The sequence below is a fragment of the Nitratireductor luteus genome, from assembly GCF_026162365.1.
In the GTDB taxonomy this organism is placed as follows: Bacteria; Pseudomonadota; Alphaproteobacteria; order Rhizobiales; family Rhizobiaceae; genus Chelativorans; species Chelativorans luteus.
Genome location: NZ_JAOANW010000004.1, coordinates 110,904 through 134,829 on the forward strand (window position 1 = coordinate 110,904; position 23,926 = coordinate 134,829).

14 protein-coding genes and 1 tRNA gene are annotated in these 23,926 nt (G+C 62.3%); 6 read left to right on the forward strand and 9 right to left on the reverse strand.

Translation table 11 applies throughout. The features are described from left to right. Positions 1-2: 2 nt before the first annotated feature. Positions 3-821, forward strand: coding sequence for an ABC transporter permease (locus tag N1058_RS05735; protein ID WP_265516546.1), 819 nt, complete (start codon positions 3-5; stop codon positions 819-821). Positions 822-864: 43 nt separating this feature from the next. Here the strand turns inward: N1058_RS05735 and N1058_RS05740 are convergent, their stop codons facing one another. Continuing rightward, positions 865-2,694, reverse strand: coding sequence for an AsmA family protein (locus N1058_RS05740; RefSeq protein WP_265516547.1), 1,830 nt, complete (start codon positions 2,692-2,694; stop codon positions 865-867). A 201-nt stretch (positions 2,695-2,895) separates the two neighbouring features. Between N1058_RS05740 and N1058_RS05745 the strand changes: the two genes are divergently transcribed. Continuing rightward, a complete protein-coding gene (locus N1058_RS05745) occupies positions 2,896-4,854 on the forward strand; it encodes an acetoacetate--CoA ligase (RefSeq protein WP_265516548.1) in 1,959 nt (652 codons plus the stop codon). Positions 4,855-5,137: 283 nt separating this feature from the next. On the opposite strand, the gene N1058_RS05750 is transcribed toward N1058_RS05745, so the two are convergent. The 3 genes from N1058_RS05750 to N1058_RS05760 form a co-directional block, all read right to left on the reverse strand. Continuing rightward, the gene (locus N1058_RS05750; protein WP_265516549.1) at positions 5,138-6,832 is read right to left on the reverse strand and encodes an ABC transporter permease; all 1,695 of its coding nucleotides are present in this window, start codon (positions 6,830-6,832) and stop codon (positions 5,138-5,140) included. 154 nt (positions 6,833-6,986) lie between these two features. Next, entirely contained in the window at positions 6,987-8,036 is a 1,050-nt protein-coding gene (locus N1058_RS05755; protein WP_265516550.1) for a Fe(3+) ABC transporter substrate-binding protein, read from the reverse strand. Between the two features lie 186 nt (positions 8,037-8,222). Beyond that, positions 8,223-11,504 carry a PAS domain S-box protein gene (locus N1058_RS05760; RefSeq protein ID WP_265516551.1) on the reverse strand — a complete coding sequence of 1,094 codons (3,282 nt, stop codon included), beginning with the start codon at positions 11,502-11,504 and terminating at the stop codon, positions 8,223-8,225. 255 nt (positions 11,505-11,759) lie between these two features. On the opposite strand from N1058_RS05760, the gene N1058_RS05765 reads away from it, so the two are divergent. Both N1058_RS05765 and N1058_RS05770 read left to right on the forward strand, forming a co-directional pair. Beyond that, positions 11,760-12,224, forward strand: coding sequence for a phasin (locus tag N1058_RS05765; RefSeq protein ID WP_265516552.1), 465 nt, complete (start codon positions 11,760-11,762; stop codon positions 12,222-12,224). 240 nt (positions 12,225-12,464) lie between these two features. Beyond that, a tRNA-His gene (locus N1058_RS05770) sits at positions 12,465-12,541 on the forward strand. A gap of 176 nt (positions 12,542-12,717) precedes the next feature. Here the strand turns inward: N1058_RS05770 and N1058_RS05775 are convergent. Continuing rightward, on the reverse strand, positions 12,718-13,362 hold the full coding sequence (locus N1058_RS05775; RefSeq protein WP_265516553.1) for a LuxR C-terminal-related transcriptional regulator: 645 nt from the start codon (positions 13,360-13,362) through the stop codon (positions 12,718-12,720). Positions 13,363-13,728: 366 nt separating this feature from the next. On the opposite strand from N1058_RS05775, the gene N1058_RS05780 reads away from it, so the two are divergent. Both N1058_RS05780 and N1058_RS05785 read left to right on the forward strand, forming a co-directional pair. After that, a complete protein-coding gene (locus N1058_RS05780) occupies positions 13,729-15,528 on the forward strand; it encodes an adenylate/guanylate cyclase domain-containing protein (RefSeq protein WP_338040625.1) in 1,800 nt (599 codons plus the stop codon). Positions 15,529-15,590: 62 nt separating this feature from the next. Continuing rightward, positions 15,591-19,778, forward strand: coding sequence for a cytochrome P450 (locus tag N1058_RS05785; RefSeq protein ID WP_265516554.1), 4,188 nt, complete (start codon positions 15,591-15,593; stop codon positions 19,776-19,778). Between the two features lie 58 nt (positions 19,779-19,836). Here the strand turns inward: N1058_RS05785 and N1058_RS05790 are convergent, their stop codons facing one another. The 4 genes from N1058_RS05790 to N1058_RS05805 all read right to left on the reverse strand — a co-directional run bounded on the left by N1058_RS05790 (position 19,837) and on the right by N1058_RS05805 (position 23,497). After that, positions 19,837-20,064 (reverse strand): YrhK family protein, encoded by a 228-nt coding sequence (locus N1058_RS05790; RefSeq protein WP_265516555.1) that lies wholly within the window; start codon positions 20,062-20,064, stop codon positions 19,837-19,839. 107 nt (positions 20,065-20,171) lie between these two features. Beyond that, on the reverse strand, positions 20,172-20,879 hold the full coding sequence (locus N1058_RS05795) for a Crp/Fnr family transcriptional regulator (protein WP_265516556.1): 708 nt from the start codon (positions 20,877-20,879) through the stop codon (positions 20,172-20,174). Between the two features lie 159 nt (positions 20,880-21,038). Continuing rightward, complete coding sequence (locus N1058_RS05800) at positions 21,039-21,788, reverse strand: PPC domain-containing DNA-binding protein (RefSeq protein ID WP_265516557.1); 750 nt, start codon at positions 21,786-21,788, stop codon at positions 21,039-21,041. Between the two features lie 83 nt (positions 21,789-21,871). Next, the gene (locus N1058_RS05805; protein ID WP_265516558.1) at positions 21,872-23,497 is read right to left on the reverse strand and encodes an acyl-CoA synthetase; all 1,626 of its coding nucleotides are present in this window, start codon (positions 23,495-23,497) and stop codon (positions 21,872-21,874) included. Positions 23,498-23,926: the final 429 nt, after the last annotated feature.

The window sequence follows — 23,926 nt, forward strand, 5'->3', positions numbered from 1 at the left end:
CCATGGCCGGAACCTGGGGCAGGCTCAACATCGCTGCGCTGGTATTGGGGTTTGCGTTCCTCTACCTGCCGATCGTGCTGCTGGTGATCTATTCGTTCAACGAGTCGCGCCTCGTTACCGTATGGGCCGGCTTTTCGACCAAATGGTATGTCGCGCTCCTCTCCAACCAGGGATTGATGGATGCCGCCTGGGTGACGGCGCGGGTTGCCTTCCTGTCGGCGACCGTCGCCACCGTTCTCGGCACCATGGCCGCGGTGTCATTGACCCGCTATACGCGGTTTCGCGGGCGCGTCCTTTTCTCCGGCATGGTGTTCGCACCGCTTGTCATGCCCGAAGTCATCACCGGGCTTTCGCTGCTTCTGCTCTTCGTCGCGATCAATTTCGACCGGGGTTTCGCGACCGTCACCATCGCCCACATCACCTTCTCCATGTGCTTCGTGGCGGTCGTCGTGCAGTCGCGGCTGATGTCGTTCGACGAGGCGCTGGAGGAAGCCGCCCTCGATCTTGGGGCAACGCCGGTGGGAGCGTTCTTCCAGGTCACCCTGCCGGTCATCCTGCCGGCCGTCGTCTCGGGCTGGATGCTTGCCTTCACCCTGTCCCTGGACGATCTGGTGATCGCCAGCTTCACCTCCGGCCCGGGCGCGACCACCCTGCCCATGAAGATCTACAGCCAGGTTCGCCTGGGCGTGACGCCGGAAATCAACGCGATCTGCACGATACTGATTGGCGTCGTTACCGTGGGCGTGATCGCCGCATCGCTGATCACCAAGACGCGCGATGTCCAGCGCCGGCGGGACGAGCAACTGGCGGAGCGCATTTGAACGAGGAAAAAGCCAAGAAGATGGAGCGTCCTTGGGAGACGCTCTATTGCGGCGCCGGCGCGTGGAACGATGTGATGAACGGCGCGCTCCAGGAGCCGCCGACGAAAAACATCAGCGGCACGGATGGCGCGGCCGTTTCATTCTCCGCCTGTTGGGCCAGCGTACCGTATAGCGCAAGGCCCCGCCCGGCGATGGGAACGAGCCCGTCGAGCGAGATTGCATACGGGCCCGATTGGGCGTCCGCCCGGTCGATCTGGGCGATGCCTTTGGAGATCGTGGCACGCAGCTCGGCGCTGTCGATAGCCAGGCTGCCTTCCGACAGCGCGGCCAGCGGAAAAAAGTCGCCCTCCTGACTCAAGGTCAGAAAGCGCGTCATGTCGAGCCCCGGAACGGTGCCTTTGCCGAAAGTGGCGGTAAAGCTGCCGTCGGCAGATTGCAGGACCGTTTCGAGATCGTTGCCCGTGCCCTTGAGGATGGCCGAAAAGGAGCTCTGCGCGTGGGGCACGAGCCGCTCCAGTCCGAGAGCCGCGCCGAGCTGGCCTGTCTGGATCTGCTCTCCCGTCATGCGCAATTCGACGACATCGTCGGGGCCTGTCCGGTCGGCGCGCATGCCGAACTGCAAATTGCCGCCAAAAGCGGCCGCGTCCGAAACGTCGAAGCTCGCCAGCCCGTCTTTCACCTTCACCGCGGCCGCCACGCTGGACAGCTTTACGGAGCCGAGCGTGGCTTCCGTACTGGAAAGCCGCAGATCGAAGTCAAAACCGTTTATGCTCAGGGGCTCGGTGTGGCCATTGGCCATCACGGTTCTTGAAAATGGGTTGAACGTGTTGAGCAGCGCACGCAGATCCAGCTTGTCGAAGGCCAGCGTGCCGGCAACGGTTGGTTGGCCCCCATCCAGGCCTACGTCCAGCAGCCCCTTTCCGGCGCTGCCATTGAAGCCGATCGCGGTGTTCTCGAATTTCAAGCGCCGCCGGTCGCCTGTCACCTGACCCGACAACTTCACTGGTCCGACGCGGTTTCCCTCAAACGTCAAGGCATGCGTCCACTCGATCAGGCGGTTGAGCGAAGGTGCCGTCAGCTCGATCTGTCCATCGACGAAGTCGTCACCGGCAAAGCTGGCTATGCCCTTATATGTCGCGTTGGCCGGCGCCGACTGAAGGGAAACCTCGACCGGGGCACTGCCGCCGCCCAGCAATATCAGCGGTTGTGCGCTGGAGGCCGCGATCTTGACGTTCTCGCCATGCCAGATGCCATTGGCCGACAGCGAGGCCTGCCGATTGAGTGCCGGCCAGTCCAATTGGCCGGTAATGCTGGTTATCAGGTCGTCGTGATCCTCGCTGTGCTGCACTATCAACCGGCCTTCGACGAATTCGATGGTCCCGAAAACATCGCTGGGCAATGCTTGCAGATCGGGGCTTGCAGGCGCGGAGGAAACCAGGGCGCGTGCGGTCTCCACCGAGAGCGCGAGCTTGCCCCAGCCTTGCGGTGCCGGCAGCTCATACCCGTCCTCGCCTGCGCGCAGCCGTACGAGCGGCCTTATGAGCCGCATCTTGGTGAAGACGACATCGCCGCGCAGTGCCGCCAGCGCCGACAGATCGATCTCAATTCGTTCTGCTTCGATGACGGGCCTCGGATCGTTGGGGTCCCAGTCCGCCAGCGTCACATCGTGCAGGACAGCGCGAAAAGCGGGCCAGACCCGTATATCGGGCGCATCGTCCAGCCTCACCCGGTACCCGCTCCATACGCTCATCTGCGAGGCGACGCTGTCCCGAACGATTTGCGTCGAAGCGATCACGGGCAAGCCGAAGACGACGAGCAGGGCCAGCACCACAGCGGCAGAGATTGCCCACACGCCCTTCCTGGCCAATGTCACGAATTCATCCTTGCCGCTTTGACGTTTCGATGCCTGTTCAACGGTTTATGCCAAGACCAATGAAAAGTGAAGGAAGGCGCGCCGTAATCCCCTGCCCATGCCTGCCATGTACACGCTGTAGTCGCAGGCGCGTTCCCGAATACCGGCTTGCTCCCACCGCGCGGTAAATGCATAACCGGCAAGCCAGTTTGGAGGATTTCGATGCACGACCAGCAGCCCCTTTGGACCCCCAGCCGCACAAGGATCGAACAGTCGGCGCTGACCGCATTCGAGCGGGAAGCCTCGCTGCGGGCAGGCCGCGATATCGAAGGGTTCGGGGCACTGCACCGGTGGTCTGTCGACGACCGCGAGGCATTCTGGTCGCTGGTCTGGGACTTTTGCGGCATCGTGGGCGAGAAGGGCGGCATCGTCCTTGAAAACGGAGACCGCATGCCAGGCGCTTCCTTCTTCCCCGAAGCCCGGCTGAACTTCGCAGAAAATCTCCTGCCCAAGCGGGGAGGGGACGACGCCATCGTCTTTCGCGGCGAAGACAAGGTCGAGCGCCGGCTGAGCTGGGACGCGTTGCACGACCTCGTCTCCCGGCTCCAGCAATATTTCATCGCGCATGGCGTTAAGGCCGGCGACCGTGTTGCGGCCATGATGCCCAACATGCCCGAAACGGTCGCGGCAATGCTGGCCGCGACCTCGCTTGGCGCGATCTGGTCCTCCTGCTCGCCCGATTTCGGCGTTCGTGGCGTCCTCGACCGTTTCGGCCAGATCGAGCCCGTCATCTTCATCGTGCCGGATGGCTACTGGTACAATGGCAAGCCGTTCGAGGTGGCCGAGAAGACGGCGGAAATCGCAGCCGCGCTGCCGAGCCTGCGAAAGGTTCTGGTGGTCGACTATCTGGGAACCGCCGGCGACGCCGCCAGGTCGATCCCCAATGCCGTTTCGATGGAGGAGGCGCTGGGAACGATCGAGGCGAAGGAGCCGGTGTTCGAGCGGCTGCCATTCGCCCACCCGCTCTATATCCTGTTTTCCTCCGGCACCACCGGCACGCCCAAATGCATCGTCCACTCCGCCGGCGGCACATTGCTGCAGCATGTGAAGGAGCAGCGGCTGCACGCCGACATTCGCGATGGCGACCGCTTCTTCTACTTCACGACCTGCGGCTGGATGATGTGGAACTGGCTCGTCTCCGGCCTGGCCTCGGGCGCCACCCTCGTCCTCTATGACGGTTCGCCCTTCCATCCGGATGGAAACGCGCTTTTCGACTACGCCGACGCGGAAAAGATCACCTATTTCGGCACCTCGGCCAAGTTCATAGACGCCGTGCACAAGGCAGGGCTGGAACCGCGCAAGTCGCACGACCTTTCGAGCGTGCGGGTCATATCCTCCACCGGGTCTCCGCTGTCGCCCGAAAGCTTCGCGTTCGTCTATGACGGCATCAAATCCGACGTCCATCTTGCCTCCATTTCCGGGGGCACGGATATCGTCTCCTGCTTCGTCCTTGGCGTTCCCACGCTTCCCGTCTGGTCGGGCGAGATACAAGGGCCGGGCCTCGGCATGGCCGTCGGCGTCTGGGACGACGATGGCAACCATCTGGACACCGGCAAGGGCGAACTTGTCTGCACACGGGCCTTTCCGGCCATGCCCATCGGCTTCTGGAACGACCCCCAAGGCAAGAAATACCACGCCGCCTATTTCGACCGCTTCGACAATGTCTGGTGCCACGGCGATTTCGCCGAATGGACCGGCCATGGCGGCATCGTCATCCATGGCCGCTCGGATGCCACGCTCAATCCCGGCGGCGTGCGCATCGGTACGGCGGAGATCTACAATCAGGTCGAACAGCTCCCCGAGATTCTGGAAGCCATCTGCATCGGCCAGGAGTGGGACGACGATGTGCGGGTGGTCCTGTTCGTCAGGCTGGCCGAGGGTGTGACTCTGGACGAGGCGCTGGAAAAGAAGATCCGCACCAAAATAAGGACCGGGGCGAGCCCGCGGCACGTGCCCGCCCGCATCGTTGCCGTCGCCGATATCCCGCGCACCAAGTCCGGCAAGATCACCGAACTCGCCGTGCGCGACGTCGTCCATGGCCGCCTGGTGAAGAACAAGGAGGCGCTGGCGAACCCGGAGGCGCTGGACCTTTACCGCGACATTCCCCAGTTGAAGTCGTAGAGCGGGATAAGGAAAAGTAGGAACCGGTTTTCCTTATCCCGCTCCAATTCGTGTTTCCCGCATGGTTAAAAGTTCCTTGCACCGAAATTTACCGAGAATTCACGAGTGATACACTTTCGTAAAGATGGCAGTATCCCGGTAAGGTTCTGTTAAGGAATGGCGACGATAGTCGTGCGTAACTTGACGCAGCAGCCCGGCGCCCCTGCCGGGGGGAAACGCCAAGCCCCTGTTTTGACAGCACCCTGAAACGAATTTTTGCGCCCCTTTCTCAAGGGGCGCTTTTTTATGCCCCGCTGTCCCGCATCAGCGGGCCGGACAAAAGCGCGACAGGCAGGATCGACGTGACGATGATCAGCAGCGCCGCGACCGCGCCCTCTTCGACGGCGCCCCGCGAGGCATTTTCATAAACGTAAGTGGCGAGCGTGTTGAAGCCGAAGGGGCGGAGCAGGATGGTCGCCGACAGTTCCTTGACCGTGTCGACGAAGACCAGGATCGCCGCCGTGAAAATCGCCGGCTTGAGCAGGGGCAGTAGCACGCTCACTGCGCTCGCCGGTGCCGAGCGCCCGAGGCTGCGGGCGGCCTGGTCGAGATTGGGCGGCAGCTTCTCAAGCCCCGCCTGAACCGCGCCCTCGGCCAGCGCCAGGAAGCGGATGGCGCAGGCAAGGATGACGGCGGCAGCCGAGCCCGTCAGAAGCAATCCTGTGGAAAAGCCCATATAGCTGCGTGCAAACGCGTCAACCGCATTGTCCAGCCGCGCAAGCGAGAGCAGCAGCCCCAGCGCAAGGATGGTGCCGGGCAGGGCATAGCCGACCGTCGCCAGGCGCACCATGAAGATCATCATCGGCGAGCGGACGAGCCGCGCCGCATACAGGATGGCAAGCGCGGCCCCTACCGCAAGGCCAGCCGCCGCGACGGCGACAGCGACACTTGTGAGAAACGCCTCGGCCAGCGCCGGTTCGCCAAACTGGTTGAGCCGGTTGAGCGCGTAGCGGCCGAAGATCGCGAGGGGCACACCGAAGCCCGCCAGGATGGGCAGGAGCGCTATGCCCATGGCCGCCAGCGCCCGCCCGCCCAACAGTGCCTTGCGCGGCGGTCGAATGTTGATCTGGGTTCCCCGCGGCGCGTGGAAACGCTGTTTGCGCCGCGCCATCTGCTCGGCCGTCAGCAGGACGAGAACGAGCACAAGCATGATGACGGCAATCTGCGCCGCGCCTTCCAGGCTTCCTCGGTTGAGCCATGTGGAATAGACGGCGAAGGTCATCGTGTTGACGCCGAGATGCTGGACGGCGCCGAAATCGTTGACCGTTTCCATCAGCACGAGCGCGACGCCGGCGACGATGGCCGGGCGCGCCACGGGCAGCAATACCCGCCAGAAGACCCGCGCCGGCCCCGCGCCCAGCGTGCGCGCCACGTCGGCGATGTTGCGCCCCTGCATCAGGAAGACGACGCGAGCTGTCAGATAGACATAGGGGAAGGTGACCGCGGTGATGACGATGGCCGCTCCGACCGTCGAGCGTATGTCGGGAAACCAGTAGTCCGAAGGTCTCTCGAAGCCGAACAGGTCCCGCACCAGGCTCTGCACGGGTCCGACATAGTGGAAGAACTCGGCGAAGGCGTAGGCGGCCAGGTAGGGCGGGACTGCCAGCGGCAGCACAAGCGCCCAGGCGAAGACCCGTCGCATCGGAAATTCATACGCCACCACCAGCCAGGCACAGCCGACACCGATGATGCCGCTGCCCAGCGCCACCAGCACCAGCAATTCCAGCGTCGTCACGATCGATTGCGGTAGAACGTAACGTGCCAGATGAGGCCAGTCCTCGCCCGTGCTCCCCAACGCTGTAACAACGAGCGTTGCGACCGGCAGCAACACGATGGCCGCGACGACCGCCACGATGCCGATGGGCCATTTATGGCTCTGCCGCCGTGCCCGGCGGTCGATAGCCGGCAGCTTTGGGGTGTTGAGGCTGAAGCTACTCATCGATAGGTCAGCGAACGAAACCGGCGGGAAGCCTTTAGCGTCCGACCGCAGAGCCGCCAGACCGCCCCGTCCGGGCTTTCGGTTAGGCTATCAGGCACGAAAGCCGGGCAGGTTTCCGCGCCCGGCTTTCGGAAATTCTTGGCGTGATGCCAGCTCAGCTTTCCGGACCCTCGTCGAGTCCGACGCGGTCGACCATTTCCGAGGCGGCCTTGCGGTGCGCGGCGATCTCGGCCAGCGGCAGGCTGTCGGGTTTGATGTCGCCGAAGGACTTCACGAGCTCAGCCGTTTCAGCGCTCGGCAGCACCGGATACTCGAAGTTCTGCTCGGCATAGATGGCCTGGGCTTCCGCGCTTGAAAGATATTCCATCAGCGCGATGGCGTTTTCCTGGTTCGGCGCGTGCTGGGCCATCGCCATGCCGGAAATGTTGACATGGGTGCCGCGGTCTTCGGTATTCGGGAAGAGCACCTTGATGGCCTTCGCCCATTCCTTCTGCTCGGGCTCCTTGTCATTGGTCATCATCTTGCCGACATAATAGGTGTTGCCGATGCCGAGGTCGCACTCGCCAGCATAGATCGCCTGCGCCTGTGCCCGGTCATTGCCATTGGGCTTGCCGTTGAGATTGGCTTTCAGGCCCTTCATCCATTCCTCGGCTTTCTCTTCGCCGAGATTGGCGATCATCGAGGCGAACAGCGCGATATTGTACATGTGCTGGCCGCTGCGCATGCAGATCTTGCCCTTCCACTTCGGGTCGGCCAGTTCCTCATAGGTAATGGTATCCTGGTCGACGCGCTCCTTGGAGGCGTAGACGACACGGCCGCGCGTGGTCAGGCCGAACCAGTTGCCCTCGGGATCGCGAAACTCGGCTGGAATATTGGCGTTGATCGTCTCATTGTCGACGGACTGCGTGACGCCTTTTTCCTCTACGTTGACCAGGCGCCCGATATCGACCGTCAGGATCACGTCAGCCGGCGAATTTTCTCCCTCGGCGGCGATCCGGTCTTCCAGGCCCTGGTCAAGGAACAGAACCTCGGTCTCGATGCCGGTCTTCTCAGTGAAGGCGTCGAGCAGGGGCTCGATGAGGAAAGGCTGCCGATAGGAATAGATGTTCACGGTGCCTTCGGCCTGCGCGGCAGCGGGAACAAAAGCGGCAGTCATCGCAAGCGCGGCAAAACCGGCTTTGAGCGTGGGGGATTTCGTCAGCATGATCAGTCTCCTAACCACCGGGAGGCAAGGTCCCGGGAAGGTTGAATTTCGCGGTCGAGCCTTCGGCAACCGCACCTTCCTATGGGAGAAATTCACCACATGGTCAAGAGAAGCGCAACAAAAACAATAGTTTAGAACTATTCTAAACTACAACGCTCAACTATTGTCGCTGCCATGCAGGCGGGGTCAGTCGGCCAGCACGCGCGTCGGCGGGAACACTACCTCGACCAGCGTGCCTTCGCCCGGCTTCGAGTTGATGGTGAAACGGGCCCTGTTGGCTTCCACCATGGCGCGGGTCAGGGGCAACCCGAGCCCGGTGCCGTCGCCGCGTTTGCGCTTCAGCGTGTTGATCTGCTTGAATGGCTTCAGCGCCTCGTCGAGTTCCGCCGCGCTCATTCCGACGCCCGTGTCGCGCACTCTCAGCACCACCGAACCATCGAGATTATAGGCCGTGGACACGATCACCTGGCCGCCGGCCGGCGTGAAGCGTATCGCGTTGGACAGGAGATTGATGGCGATCTGCTTGACGCTTCTGAGATCGGCCACCACCTCGGGCAGGCGCGATGCGAAGCTGGATCGGATGATGACGCGCTCGCTGTTGGCCTGGGGCTGCATCATGGCCACCGTCTGGCCCAGCGCCTCGTTCAGCGAAACCGCCTCATAATGCATCTCCTGCTGCCCGGCCTCGATCTTCGAGATATCGAGAAGGTCGTTCACCAGATCGAGCACGTGATTGCCGGAGCGCTTGATGTCGCGCAGATAGTCGCGGTAGCGGTCGTTGCCGATGGGCCCGAACTTCTCGTCCACCATGAGTTCCGAAAAGCCGATGATGGCGTTCAGCGGGGTGCGTATTTCATGGCTGACGCGCGCCAGGAACTCGCTCTTCTGTGAAGATGCCCGTTCGGCCTGCGCCCGCGCCTGGGTAAGCTCTTCCTCGGCGCGCTTCCACTGAGTGATGTCGCGCAGGACGGCGCAATAGCCGCTGTCGTTGGGCAGCCGCCCGATCGTGATGAACAGCGGGATGAAGCGGCCCTTGGCCTCGCGGCCGATCACCTGGCGTCCGTCGTTGAGAACGCTTGCCACGCCGTGGTCGGACAGCGCGCTAACATAGTCCTGCACCGTTCGCTGGCTCTCGATGGCAAACAGCGTCGTAAACGGCTTGCCTGTTACATTCTCGGCGTCGAAACCGAACAGGGCTTCGGCGGGACGGTTGATCGAGCGGATGTTTCCATCCTTGTCCAGCACGGCAATGCCGTCGGTCGCGGTGTCGACGATGGCGCGCATTTCCACCAGCCGCGCCTCGATCTCGCGCTCCTCCGCCCCGGTCGGCTGGGTCTCGGGTTCCGGCATCGCTGGCTTGAGCGCCAGCATCAGCGCTTTACCCTGTCCCCACGAAACGGATTGAAGATGCGCTTCGACCGGCATTGATGTGCCGTCCGCCTTGCGGATTTTCAGTCGTGCGCGCCGGCTCTCCTCGCCGGCTTCCTGAGGCTCGTCGAACAACGCCTCCATCCCGCCTTGCGCGGCCAGCGTGTCGAGATCGGGATAGCCCGTGAAAGCGAAGAATTCCGGATTGCCGTAGTGCATCCGGTCGCCCGAGTGCACCAGTATGGGCAAGGGCAAGCCGGCAAAGAGCGCGACGTCGACCTTTTCGCCGGCATCGCCGGCAGAAGCCGCGGGTGCGAATTCGGACGGCAGGCCCGCCAGTTCGTCCTCGCCGCCGTCGTCTTCGGCCAGCGAGGCTTCGGTCGTCTCCGCGTGCGCGTCAGCCGTCGGATTGCCATGCGCATCCTCCGGCGGAGGCTCGCCTGCCTCTTCCGTCCCGGCAGCGCTGCTTTCGGCCTCGTCCTTCGGCGGTTGCACGGAGATATCGCTCACCGGGCGGAATCCCGCACTGGCGTCGAGCGGAGGTTCCTGTTCGGGCGTTTGCCTGCCGCGACCGGCCCCTGTGTCCAGCGCATCGGATGCCGGATCGGGTTTCCCACGTTCCGCAAGCGCGTCGCTTGCGCGCCGCAGCCTGTCGCCGATCTCGCGAAAGGCCGTGCGTTCGCTGGCGGAAAGACCGCCATCGCGCAATTCGGCCAGCCGGATCACCTTGTCGCTGGACCGTCTTTCCGGGCCTTCTGAGATGCGGATCGCCGGTGTCTCGCCCAGGAATGGATCGATCAACGGCTTCGGGCTCTCTTCCTGTTCGGCCGGAGCCTGTATTCCATTCTCCGCTTGGCCTTCTTGTGCCGCCGTCGCTTCCTCCGCGGTTTCCTGCGGCTCCTCAGGCGGTTGTTCCGGTGGAACGGCCTGTACCAGCGCCAGTCCTATTCTCTCCGGGTCCGCGACCACCTGGCCGAGGCGGACGATGCCGAAGCCGCGAAAGCCTTCGAACGTGCGGTCGCGTCCGTAGGTGGGCAGCGCCGCCAGATCCACGGGCACTTTCAATTCCGTTCCCGACAAGGGCCACATGACGGTGCGTCCGGACCATGTCTCCCGTCGATCGAGAAGCTTGACGATGATCCCATCTTCGTCGAGGCCGAAAGTATTGGAGACATCGCGGAAGCGCCGCCCGATTATGTCTGCCGCCGGCGCGCCCATGGCCTCGGCGAATTCCTCCGACAGCGCCGAGAACCGGCCATCGGCGTCGGTGCGCCACGAAAAGCGCACGGTGCGGTCTTCGGGCGCGACGGGTTTCGGGGACGCGGGTTCGGGTACTGTCCCGACGGCGGACGCCTGTTCCGGCTGAGGCTCCGGCTCGGCCTCTTCGGCCGGAGCGTCGGTCTCCCCGGCCTCCGGCTCAGCACTGGGCGCAGCCGGCTCGTCGGAGGAGACAGGACGGTCGTCGACAACAACCAGAAGGTGGCGCGCGGGCTCTTCGGTCAGGCGGGCGATCCCCGCCGGGAAGAGACTGCCGTTACCTTCTATCCGCTTCTTTACCAGCCGGTCGTCCTCGCCGCGCACCTCCGACACCAGCGCCCGCAGGGTCGCGTCGTCGATGTCGAGACCGCCGAAACCTTCGGAAGCGGCAAGGATGTTTCCTTCGCCGTCCAGCAGCCCCGCGAAATGACCGGGCTCGTCGAAGCCCTCGATCACCGCGGCATTGGCATCCTCGGCCTGAAAGGGCAGGGCGATGAGAACAGCCCGTTCGCCGCGCGGCAGGATGATCGACGAGGCCAATACGTTGACGACCCGGCTTCGCAGTCCCGACGTCATGCGCAGCCCGACCGGGCGCTCCCGTCCCGCTTCCGGTATTCCCGAAGCGCCCTGAAGCTGGCGCAGGGCGATGGCGGGAAGGCGCGGGGCCGCGCCGATCGCCGCTTCGATCCTGTCATGCCCCACCAATGCCGCGCCGGCGCCGTTCGCCCACAGCACTTCATCCAGATCCGGCGAAAGCACCGCCAGCGCATCGCCCTTGGCAAAGCGCTCCCGGATCGCGTCGAGCACGGCAATATCTAGAAACGCATAGGATGCCGAAGCCATGAAAACCGTACCAACCAGTCTTGCGGGCGGACCCGCGATTAACCACTCGTTAATAGAAGCACGCCGCGCCCGCGTCCACAAACTCCGCCGCGAACTCCGCCCGAATTGAAGCCTTGGTTAATCGCGGAAGCGAAAATGGTGCAGTGCAACATTTGATATTGCATTGCACCATAGGGTGCGCTATATAGGGGTCAAGTTTGGTTCAAATCCGGCCTGCCTGCGAGGCAGGCGCAACCTCGACAAAGGATGATCGACATGAGCAAGACCACTGCCAACACCTCCGCCGGCAAAACTGCCGAAACCGAATTTCCGACCTTCGACGCCTCCAAGGCTACCGAGCAGTTCCGCGTCCTCACGGAAAAGAGCGCCGAGCAGACCAAGCAGGCTTTCGACCAGATCAAGACCGGCGCCGAAGATGCCCGCAAGGCCTTCGAGAACTCCTTCGAGACCGCCAAGGGTGCCAGCGACGAGCTCGCGCTGAAGTCGATCTCCGCCATGCGCGCCAGCGCCGAAGCCAATTTCGCACAGTTCGAAGCGCTGGTCGGCGCCAAGACCCTGTCGGAAGTCATCGAGCTGCAGAGCTCCTTCCTGCGCAAGCAGTTCGAGTTCGGCCTTGAGCAGGCCAAGGATTTCCAGGCGATCTCGCAGAAGGCCGCTTCGGACGTTTCCAAGCCCGTCAAGGACGTGTTCGAAAAGGCTCTCAAGCAGACCGCTGCCTGAGACGAACGGTCGCGCTGAACTAGGCGTCGCAAACGCCTATATGCGCATTGTTCGAGAGAACGTGGGTCGGCACTCCTCCTCCTCCCGCCGACCCCTAATGAAAAGACCGGGCTCCTCCCCCCGGTCTTTTCTTTTATGTGCCCTATGATTCTTTGAATAAGTCCCGGATCCGATGGCGCATTGCTCTTGAAAATGCGATCATTTGCCCGTATGGACGCTGGCGCAGTCATCGCACGGCACGCGGTTGTAGCTCAGTTGGTTAGAGCGCAGGATTGTGGCTCCTGAGGTCGGTGGTTCGAACCCACCCAACCGTACCAAACTCTCATATCTCCATCACATTGATATTTCGGTAGATTTCCCGGGCATCACGCGCATCCAAAGGCGCGCACGTAATTCCGCGGCATCCACTGGCTTTGTTGGCGGGGAGGGGAGACTTCAGCCAGTGTGCGCGTGGTCCGCTCACAGCAACACAACACGGTGTGAAGACACCGGATCAATCGCCGTCGCTTGGAAACATGTCCCTTACCTTGTACGCGATCTCGGTGCGGTTCGTTGCTTTCAGCTTGTGCATGATATTGCGGATATGCACTTTCACCGTGCTTTCGCACATGTTGAGCTCGTACGCGATGACCTTGTTTGGCTTGCCCTGCCGGATTGCGTTCGCAACCTTGATCTGGCGCGGCGTAAAAAGCTCGGTCAGACGGTTGTCGCGTGAAACGTCCGCGGTAATTGAATTTCGCAAGGCGAACACGCAGCTTGCCGGCACGAAAACCCCGCCCGCAAGCGCCAGATTGATCGCCTCGGCACATACATCGATGCTGACCGAGGATGGGATATAGCCGCGAACGCCGCAGTCAAGCGCGGTGACGATCTCCACGACGTCGTCGGAGTCGGCAAGAGCGATGACGGGCGTTTTGCCGCACTCGCTGACGAGCGCCCTCAACTCGTCGGCGACGTCGGTATCGGCGATACTTTGGGCGTCGAGGTGGAGGACGATTGCCGCCAGAGGAGGATGGAAACTCGCTGCCGCCCGCCATTCGTCCATCGAACCATACGCTGCCACATCCCAGTCGACGTGCTGCGAAACCAGGCTCCGTCGAAGGCACTCCCTGCGCAAGGTGCGATCGTCGAGCAGCACCACCGACCGCAGGCGACCGCTGAATTCGACGATGCCGTTTTCGTCTGGATGCGTTTGGTCCCCGAAATCATCCGCGTCGCTGCCGATATTGCGGTCGATGTCAAGGAATGCGCTCGGTCTTTCGGATCCTGTGTCAGGATGCGTAGAAGCAATCGCCATGTCGAACCCCCGGGATGCTTAGCTGGTACGAGTTGGTTTTCTCTGAGTGCCCGCCAAGTTAAGGGGGCAGCCTCTCTCCGTCTGTGAAATTTGCTACACAAGCGGCCTTTGCCGCGCCGAGCCTAAACGCCGACTGTGACGTGGTGGTTGCAATGCCATCCGCCCTGACACGCCACCGACTGCAATCTTCTTCGCAGTTGCGGCGCAATGACCGTCAGGCTAGTCTTCCCGCTTGACGTGGGGTGGGTGGCCCGGATCCAGATGACCGAGCGGCTGTATACCCGTCATGTCGCAACAGTCGTCTCGATCGATGCCGCTGGATTCTCGCGGTTGATGGGAATCGATGACGAGTTTGCCGTTTCGGCTTTTGAGGCACGGCGGTCGATCATTGTAGAAAGCTGCGATACCGCTGGCGGACGGATGTTCGGGGCAGCGGGCGATAGTATTATGGCCGAGTTCGGAGCCCCGATCGATGCCATGCGGGCCGCCTTCGACTTTCAGGACAAGATTGCAGTCCTGAACGCGTCCCTGCCCATCGAGATGCGCATGCCTTTCCGCGTCGGCATCAATACGGGCAACGTGATCGTCCGCGACGAAAGCCTGTATGGCGACGACGTCAACATCGCCGCGCGCATCCAGGAACTGGCGCCCGACGACGGGCTGGCGGTTTCTGAAACGACCTGGCATCACGTCAAGGACAAGGCGGCGGTCCGCTTCAAGGACTTGGGCGAGCAACGGCTGAAGAACATCGCCCTGCCGGTGCGCATATTCGTCGCCGCCCGCGTCGGGCAGGACACCAGCGTGATCCGTAATCGCCACGATGTCCTGCCGAAAATGCCGCCGGCTGTCGCCGTTTTGCCGTTTTACAATGAAGCCGGTGATCGCGACTTCGACTATATTGCCGATGGCATCGCGGAAGACGTAATCGAGGGCCTGTCCAATACCCGCTGGCTCCCCGTCATTGCGAAGAGCTCCAGTTTCCAGTTCCGCGATAAGTCGCTAGGCGCTCGAAGTATCGGTAGCGCGCTCGGCGCACGCTACGTTGTCGATGGCAGGCTCACGCGCGCCAACGATTACGTAGCCCTGAAGATAACGCTCACCGACGCCGCCAACGGCAGGCTGATCTGGTCGAGGGAGTTCAAGCGTCAAGCGGACGAATTGACCCTGCTGCACCAGGAAATCGGCGGCATGATCGTCGCGATGCTGGAAAATGAAGTAGAGCGGGCCGAGCAGGCGCGCACCTTCCAGATACCCTGGGAGAGCATGGAGACCTGGCAGCTTGTCAGACGCGGGCGCTGGCATATGCAACGCCGCACACGCGAGGACATGGACCTGGCGCTGGGATGCTTCAAGCAAGCGCTGGCGAAGGACGCTAATTCCAGTACCGTGCTCAACGAATTTGCCTGGTGGTATTTTTGGCGCGCCTGGCTGCGCTCGGGCGACAGCGACGATCTGGAAAAGGTGGTCGACTATTCACGCAAGTCCTTGCTGATGGATAGCCAGGATGCGCGTCCGCATGCCTATCTTGGTGTCGTCGCCATCATGCGTGGCCAGGCGAAAGCGGCACTCGAACATCTGACCGAAGCCCTCGAGATCAATCCCAGCTTCGCCTTCGCCCATTCCGCAATGGGCAGCGCGCATCTCCTTCTCGGGCAGGCGAAGGAGGCCATTCCGCTCTTTCTGGCGGCCGCGCGCCTCAGCCCGTTCGATATTTATGCCTTCCACAATCTGGGTGAACTGGCCGCCGCGTACTGCATCACCGAACAGTGGGACGAAGCGATCAGGATCGCCGACCGTTCTCTCAGCCTCTCCCCCGGCTACTTCTATTCGCACTTCCTGAAAATTGGCGCTCTCGCCAGGAGCGGCCGCATCGAGGAGGCCCGGCGGGAGCGGTTGATTTTCGACACCAGGCATCCCGATTTCACGAACGAACGCATAGAGTGGATACCCTTTGCCCAGGAGTCGATGAAAGCCGTCCTCATCCGCAACTTCGAAATGGCGCGATAGGTGAACTGTTTCACATACACGGCGGGATAGATCGACCAAAGAGTGTGTTTTGAAAGTCGTCAATGCTGAATCGGAGGGATTGGGCAACAGCGATGGTCAAGTATTACGACGGTGTTCTCAAAGCCCAGCATGAACAGCGGCCGCTGACCGAACTGCCCCCTTTCGATATCGAGCGCTTGCGTGCCAAGAACCTGCGCGCGCGCGTTGTGGAACGCGTGTTGGAGGAGCCCCGCTGGGCTCTTGCCCTGCTCAGGCGCTTCTGGCCGACGCTGCGCTTCCGCAAATTCCTGCTGGTGACGAAAAATGCCGATATTCGCGAGATCCTGGAGCGCCAGGATGTTTTCCAGACGCCCTACGGCCCGGAGATGACAGAGATCGCAGGGGGAAAGAACTTCATCCTCGGAATGCAGGACGGGCCGGAATATCGGCGCATGAAATCGATCGTCCTGAGCGCGTTTCCAGTCGACGAAGTCGAGGAGGTCGTGAGGCCCCTGGCGGCAAAGCATGCACGGGACATCATGCTGAGCGCGGATCCCGAATTCGATGCGGTTGGCGATCTCTTGAAAGTTGTCCCGGTCCGCATCTGCCGTGACTATTTCGGGATGATGATTGCGGACGAAAGGGAATTCTCCGATTGGGCAAATGCGCTAAGCGGATTGTTCTTCGCCGACCCCACTGCCAATCCGATCGTGCGTGAGCTTGCTGTCGTGGCGGCAGACCGAATGAAAAATGCGATCGACCAGTCGATGCAAGCGGTCAGGCACGGCAGAATAAGCCGGTCTACGCCGCTTGGCAGGCTTGTAACCCTGCACGATCGAACGCCGTCCCGGCTCAGTGAAGGGGAAATCCGTTCCATCATGATGGGAATGGTTGCCGGCTTCACGCCAACCAACCTGCTCGCCGGCGGCAACTGCCTGGATGTCGTGCTCTCGCGCAGCGACGCCCGGAAAGCGATCGACGATGCGATTGCTGCCGGGGACGATGCCCGCCTTGAGCGCGCGATTCTCGAGGCGATGCGCTTCAAGCCGATCTGGATAGGCCCCTTTCGCTATACGACCCGCGATGCGGTAATCGCCAAGGGAACGCGCCGCGAGCGCATCGTAAAGGCCGGTACGTCCGTAATGCCGGCAACCTTGTCGGCCATGTTCGATTCGGACGTCGTCGCAAATCCGAACGAATTCTCGATGGAACGTCCTGCGCGCGACTACATGGTCTTCGGGCACGGTATCCATCAATGCATAGGCGCAGCGATTGCCCGCGTGCAGATTGCCGAATGTTTCCGCGCGCTTTTTTCAAAACCGGGCGTGCGGCGGGCGAAGGGTGCCAAGGGGCGCCTTACGCGGCTCGGCGCGTATCCCGACACGATGAAGATCGTATTTGAGCCGTCGCCGCTGTCGAGGACCGTGGAGAACGCCATGGTCACCGTCGTGTTGGAGTGCAAACGCGGCGTCGCGGCGGACGACCTGCGCTGTAAGGTCGGCAAGCTTGGCAATCCCGCCAGCGAGCGCATTGCTGCCGCGCTTGATGACTGCGGCATCATTCATTTCGCAAGCCTTGCCGTCATTTGCGCAAACGATCCTGACGCGGCGGACGAGCGGACGCATCTGCTGCTCGAACTCTCCGGCGATGGCTCCGACGAAGCCGTCCTCGACGCCTTTGCAAGCCGCGCCGGCCCAATGATCCGTGGGCTGCTGGAAGAGGCGTGCGGGGTGGGTCCCGAGGACTCCCTCGAAGAATTCCTGCGCACGAAGATGATCAGGATCTCGCAAACATTCGGGAGCAACGCAGGTCTCGTTTTTTCCGGTACCCCCGGACACTCGGTCGAGCGTATACGCAGGGAAGCCGAGTTGTCGAACGTTGCGCGCGAGATCGTCTCGAACTCGAATGCCGCAGACGAAGGAGCAGGGGCGGTCCTTGCAAAGGTCAGGGAAAGGCTGGCGCAGGACAAAAGCCGCGTCTGGGCTCTCGAGCCGGCTCAAAGCCTCCTGGAAGGGCCGAAGGGAAGCGTGTGGGCAGCCTTTTTGAGAACGCTCAGGGCACCGTCCGTGCTAACCACCGCCACCATCGTGCTTCTCGTTTGCTGGTCGATCACCTACAGTCTGGTCTTCGGCTATGAGCAGGGCGTGTTCCGCAATACCCTGGTGCTTGGAACTTCGCTCGTGCTCACGGTCCTCGGCGTGAGCATGCTCGTCGCCTTCATCGGCTTTGTCCTCTACCTCTTGCTGAGGCGGCTTGAGGAGCGGGATAGGCCCAGCGACGCCCAGCCGGATCCGCCGACGTTGGCTGCCGTCATGGCGCGGGAAAACCATTTTGCACAAAACAACCTGACAGCGGTATCCACCGTGAAGCCGGGCATATTGCGACGGCTGTCCTTGAGGCTCTCCTTCTATCTCATCTCGATCATGGCGAAGCAGGTCTTCAGGCCGGGATATCTCGCCAATATCGATACGATCCACTATGCGCGGTGGGTGCTGCTGCCCGGCACCGACAGGCTGGTCTTCCTCAGCAATTACGGGGGTAGCTGGGAAAGCTACCTCGAAGATTTCATTGCAAAAGCCAGCGCCGGCCTGACCGCGGTGTGGAGCAACACAATGGGCTTTCCGAAGACGAGGGGGCTCTTCCGCGACGGCGCACGGGACGGTGCCCGCTTCAAGCGCTGGGCACGGAGCCAGCAGATCCCGACCCTCTTCTGGTATTCGGCCTACCCGGATTTGAACACCAGCCGCATCCGCACCAACTCGCTGATAAGAAAGGGTCTTGCGAAGGCGCAAACCGAAAGCGAGGCGCGTGACTGGATCCGGCTTTTCGATTCGCGCCCCCGCCCGAGCGGAACCCTGGAAACGGAAGAGATACAGACCCTCTTCTTCGGCCCGCTCGGCCCGCTCCAGCATGCGCAGATGACGGCAATCCGCATTCCCGAGGGGCTTGCGCACGGAAGGATGAAGGCGTGGCTGGAGTGCATGGAGGAGCGGACAAGTTTTGGAAACAGGCTTCCCCCGCAGCGCGCCATGACGGTGATGTTCGGGCCGGATGGGCTGGCCCGTCTCGGTCTCGACGATCATGCCCCCGATCGCGGCCTCGCAACTTTTCCTGCTGCATTCCGCCAGGGGATGGCCTTCGAGCCGCGAAGCCGAATCTTGGACGATGTCGGCAAAAGCGCGCCGGAGCACTGGGAATGGGGCTCGGCGACGAAGCCCGTCGATGCGGTCATCATTTGCTATGCGGCCGAAGAGGAAATCCTCTCCCATGACCTGCGCGAACTGCGTGAGCGCACCGAGGAAGCGGGCATGACGATCGTCATCCAATTGCCGCTCGTGGTCAAGCGACGGGGGAAGCAGGCAGTTGAACATTTCGGCTTTGCAGATGGTGTCTCCCAGCCGGCCGTGATGGGTGCCTCGCGTTCCAGTGTCCGGTCAGATCCCATGCATCTGGTGGCGCCTGGCGAGTTTCTCCTGGGTTACCGGGACGAGAGCGGTATTTATCCACCGACCCCCACGGTCCCGTCTTCAAGCGACCAAACAGGCATGCTGCCGGTATTGGAGGATGAGGAGAGGCCGCTTTTCGGCGCAAACACGCCAATCCGCGATTTTGGCAGGAACGGTTCTTTTGTGGTGGTGCGCCAACTCGAGCAGCATGTCGGCACATTCCGGTCCTTCTGCAAGAAGGCTGCTGCCGATGCGCGGGTGCAGACCGGCCGCGCCGGCATCGACGCGCGCTGGATCGCAGCCAAAATGATCGGGCGATGGCCCGACGGAACATCTTTGATGCGCAATCCGAACGGTCGCAAGGGACGCGAACCCGACAATGATTTCTCATTCGCCAACGAGGATCCGCAAGGGATCCACTGCCCGTACGGCTCTCACGTGAGGCGCTCAAATCCGCGTGACTCGCTTGGCGAGGACCCGGTCACGCAGATCAAGGTCAGCAAGCGCCACCGTATCCTTCGCTGCGGACGCTCCTACGAAAAAGGAAGCGAAAAGGGGCTGCTCTTCATGTGCCTCAACGCAGACATTGAGCGGCAATACGAATTCATGCAGCAAAGCTGGGTCTCCTCGCCCTCCTTCCATGGGCTCCAGGAGGAGAAGGATCCGACGATCGGAGCAAATGGCGGCAATGGGCGGTTCTCGATCCCGCTGCCGGAGAGAAGTCTGGTACTGACCGGCGTGCCGGATTTCGTCACCACACGCGGTGGCGGCTATTTCTTCATGCCAGGCCGCTCAAGCCTGCGCTATCTGCTTTCCAGGCTTTAACGCATGATCCCGAAAAGCGGACGCCGCTTTCCGAAAGGATCCCGATTTCCGGTAAGTCCTAAAGCGAAACCCTCCCCTCTTCGATCTGGAAATACTTGCGCACAAGCTCCCCGACCGACCCGACGAGCATGAACAGCGACCCGACGACGAACAGCCAGACCGCAAGGGTATAGAGCGGCTCGAATGCCTTGAAGAACAGGATCGAGCCGATGAAAAACAGCAGGTTCCCGATCAATCCGACAACGGAATGGATAATCGGAAAATCCTTGGCGATCCGAACGAGCATAGAGGCCTCCCCAACGGCATAAAAGGAGCCTCAAAAACCCGGCCCGCGCCCGCACTGTCAACCCATACCTCTTGGAGGCCGTGGGAGTGTGCGCCGGTTCCCGGCCGTCACACCTCCTCCAGGTCGACGATCTCCTGCAGGCCTCTGGCATTGGAAACGCGTATCGCTCCACGTTTCGTTGCGATCAGGGAGCGGCCGCGCCATTCGTTCAGAATCTTGTTGACCGACTCCCGCGTTGCTCCAAGGAACGCCGCCAACTCGGACTGCGAAATCGGAATCCATCCATCGCCGTCGGCCATCAGCCGCGAAAGGAACAGCAATCGTTTCGCCAGCCGCGCCTCGATCTTGAGCAAGGCCTGATCGTTCCTCTCGCCACTGACCCAGCGAAGGCGGGCGCACAGGAGTCCGATCATGGCCAGCGCAAGCGAGGCGTTTTTCTCCAACCTTTCAAAAAGCTGTGCGCGGCTCAGGGAAACCAGGACGCAATCGGTCAAGCAGAGGGCACTGGCTGTGCGAGCGCCTCCGTCGAGTACGCCTATTTCTCCAACCAGGCTGCGTGTGAGTTCGATATTGGCGACAAGCTTGCGCCCGCCTGGCGAATAGATCGATATCTCGATCGTTCCCGAAAGTACGCCATAGATGCGATCCGACGCATCTTCCTGCATGAAAAGGTGCTTGCCCGCACTGTGGTGCTCCGGACGGCATCCGCCGAACAGGCGCTCGAACTGATCGGGGCGCAACCTTGCGGGCCGCGGAGCGGCATCATTGTCCGGCGAGTCGCTCGGTCCGGAAATATTGGCCCCCTGACATGCCATCCTGCACAATCCCGTGCCCGATTGTCAGGTCTCGCACGATAGTTGCAAGCGCACCTTCACATCAATACGGCCACATCAATACGGCGGAATCGGCCAGGCGTCCATAAGGACGATTGAGCCCGTCGCGGCCCTCGGGAGCGGAATAGCCAGGCGCGAATTTCAAAGATCGGCCAGGATCAGTTCGAAGGTCACGCACACGGGCGCCCCGCCCAGTGCGATATTCCCTTCGAACAGGTTTCCCTCCGGGTCGACGCAAAGCGCGGGAAGGGTTGGTTGCCCGTCGGCATCGAAGCCGGCACCATTCAGCAAGAGCACCTCCGATATGGGGGAAGGCATGGATGGCGCGTCGGTGAACCGGGCGCCGATGAGGCTGCCTATTCCCATGACCGCGGGGGCCGAAAGGCCCAAACCGGCGCGAAGTTCGGCTATGGCGGTGTGCAGGTCCTCATGGGGCGCGAGCGTGACAATGGCCGCATTCCGTCTTGCCGGGGTTTCGGTTGCGCGCGGGCGGAAGAACGAAAAGTTGGTTTCCGCATCCGGCGTCACATCGTAGAACCCGCCGTCGAATGCCAGTCCCGTAACATGGGCCGGGGCGGCGATGATCACCTGGTCGGGCAAAAGGTGCCCGGCTTTCGGCGTATCCGCCGCCCACAAGGCATGACAATGCAGGAACCAGCGGCCCTCCCTGCGCCCGACTATCGCGGTGGCATTCTCTAGGCGCGCCGCCTTTCCCGAATGAACGGCGCTGTACCAGGCGGCATGATCCTCGTCGGGCGATGCTGCGGGCATCACATAGTTGTGTGGCCCCATCTCCAGACCATCCAGGCGCAGAACGGCGCTGTCGCAACCCAGGTCGTCCATCGCGGCCGCGACGGCTTCCATCAGAACGGTGCCCTGGGGCAGGTCCACCGAAACTCTGCGCGCAAAACCTGGAACCACGTGACGCCGCGGTGTTGTCGGTGGCCCCGGATGCTGGATTGGACGGTTCCGGCTCACGTGTTTTCCACCCCGTCCGACAGCAGGCCGCGCGCCTCGAGCTCCTCGCGCACCAGCTTCTTGGTGATCTTGCCGTAGCCCGTCTTCGGCATCTCATCGAGAAAGACATAGCGATGCGGCAGCTTGTAGCGCGCAAGGCGCCCCTGCAGCATTGCGGCAAGTTCGGCTTCGCTGACGCTCTGGCCTGGTTCCGTTACGCATACCGCCAGACCCACTTCGCCCCATTTGCGGTCCGGCACGCCGAGCACCGCGACTTCGCGCAGGGCGGGATGGGTGAGCATCAGTTCCTCGATCTCACGCGGATAGACGTTGGAGCCGCCGGAGATGAACATGTCCGAGGCCCGGCCGGTGATGTAGAGATAGCCCTCCTTGTCCAAATGACCGAGATCGCCGGTGCGGAACCAGCCGTCGCGGAAGGCCTTGGCGTTCGCCTCGTCGTCCACGTAGTAGCCGGCACAGACGGCTGGGCCGGCCACGCATATCTCGCCGGTCTCCATCGGGTCAAGCTGCCGGCCCGTCTCGTCCTGGATCGTCACGTGCAGGCCCGTGCGTTCGAACCCGCAGGTGCCGATACGCGCATCGGGTCCGTCCTCGATATGGTGATCGTCCCGCGGCAGCACGGTGATGGCGCCGGTCACTTCGCCGAGGCCGAAATATTGCACCAGCACGTAGCCGAGCTTGCGCAGGGCATATTTCTGGTCCTCGCGATACATCGGCGCGCCGGCATAGATCACGTATCGCAGGCTGGAATGATCGTGCTCGTCTACGGACGGATGCTCGACCAGCATTTTCACGATGGTCGGAACGGTGAACATGTTGGTCACGCCGTAGCGGGCGACCAATTCCCAGGCGATGGCGGGATCGAACCGGCCCGGCGGAAGCAGCACGCTTGCAGCGCCTGCGGCGATCTGCGTGAGCTGATGCATGCCCGCTCCATGGGACAGGGGGGCAACGACGAGGCTGACATCGTCCGGCCCGGAGCCGGGCATCAGGTCGTTGAGATGGTTGACGATGGTAAAGGTCAACTGACCGTGGGTCAGGACCACCGCCTTTGGCCGTCCGGTCGAGCCGGACGTGAAAAACAGCCAGCACGGGTCGTCCCGATCCACATCGGCGTTCGGCATATCCGTTCCGGCATATTCCGCGATCAGGCCCTCGTAGGATATCCCGAAACCGCCGTCGCCGATGCACACGACTTCCGACAGCTTCGGTGCGGTCTTCAGGCAGGCCTCGGCATGCATGGGAAAGCCCGCCTCGCAGAACATCAGAGAGACATCGGCCTTCTGCCCGAGAAAGGCGACCTCGTCCGCGCCCTGCCGGAAGTTGGAGGGCACCCAGACCGCGCCCAGCCGGAAGCAGGCAAGCATGATCTCCATCATCTGGTTGTTGTTGGGCGATTGCACCAGCACCCGGTCGCCATGGCGCACTCCGAAACGGTCGCGCATGGCGGCGGCAAGCGCCGAGACCCGGTCGTCCAGTTCCTTCCACGTCCACGTTCGTCCGCCCCAGACGATTGCCGGCCGGTCGCCAAGGCGACGCGCATTGCGGGTCAGGAAATGCGCAATGTTCGAGCAGCGGGTCGACCAGGGAAGGGCGGTGTCGCGGTTTGAAGTCGGGCTCATCTTACGCACTCCAGAATGGATCCATGCCCGGCGAAGCCCCCACCCTCGTCATCAACTCTGTTTTTCGAGGTGATCCCTGCTTCGGCGGTGCGAGCGCCCCACCTCGTCATCCCGGCCGACCGCAGGGAGAGCCGGGACCTATTGGGTTGGCGCGGCCGGGTTCCGTAGAGGGGACCGCTGGCGCTGATATGCGCCGGGATGAGGACCGGGCCGCGCTCTACGTTGTTCTTCCAATAGGCCCCGGATAGCCCTTCGGGCTTCCGGGATGACGAACTGGGTTCCTCGCGCTCTACGAAATGCATCGACGGATTTCGCCTGAATTGATGGCGAAGGTTGAGGCCCCGTTGCAAATCACCAAGATCGGCGACTAGCGCTATCCCACCATACGATTCGTCATCCTCGGGCCCCGACCCGAGGATCCATGCCGTA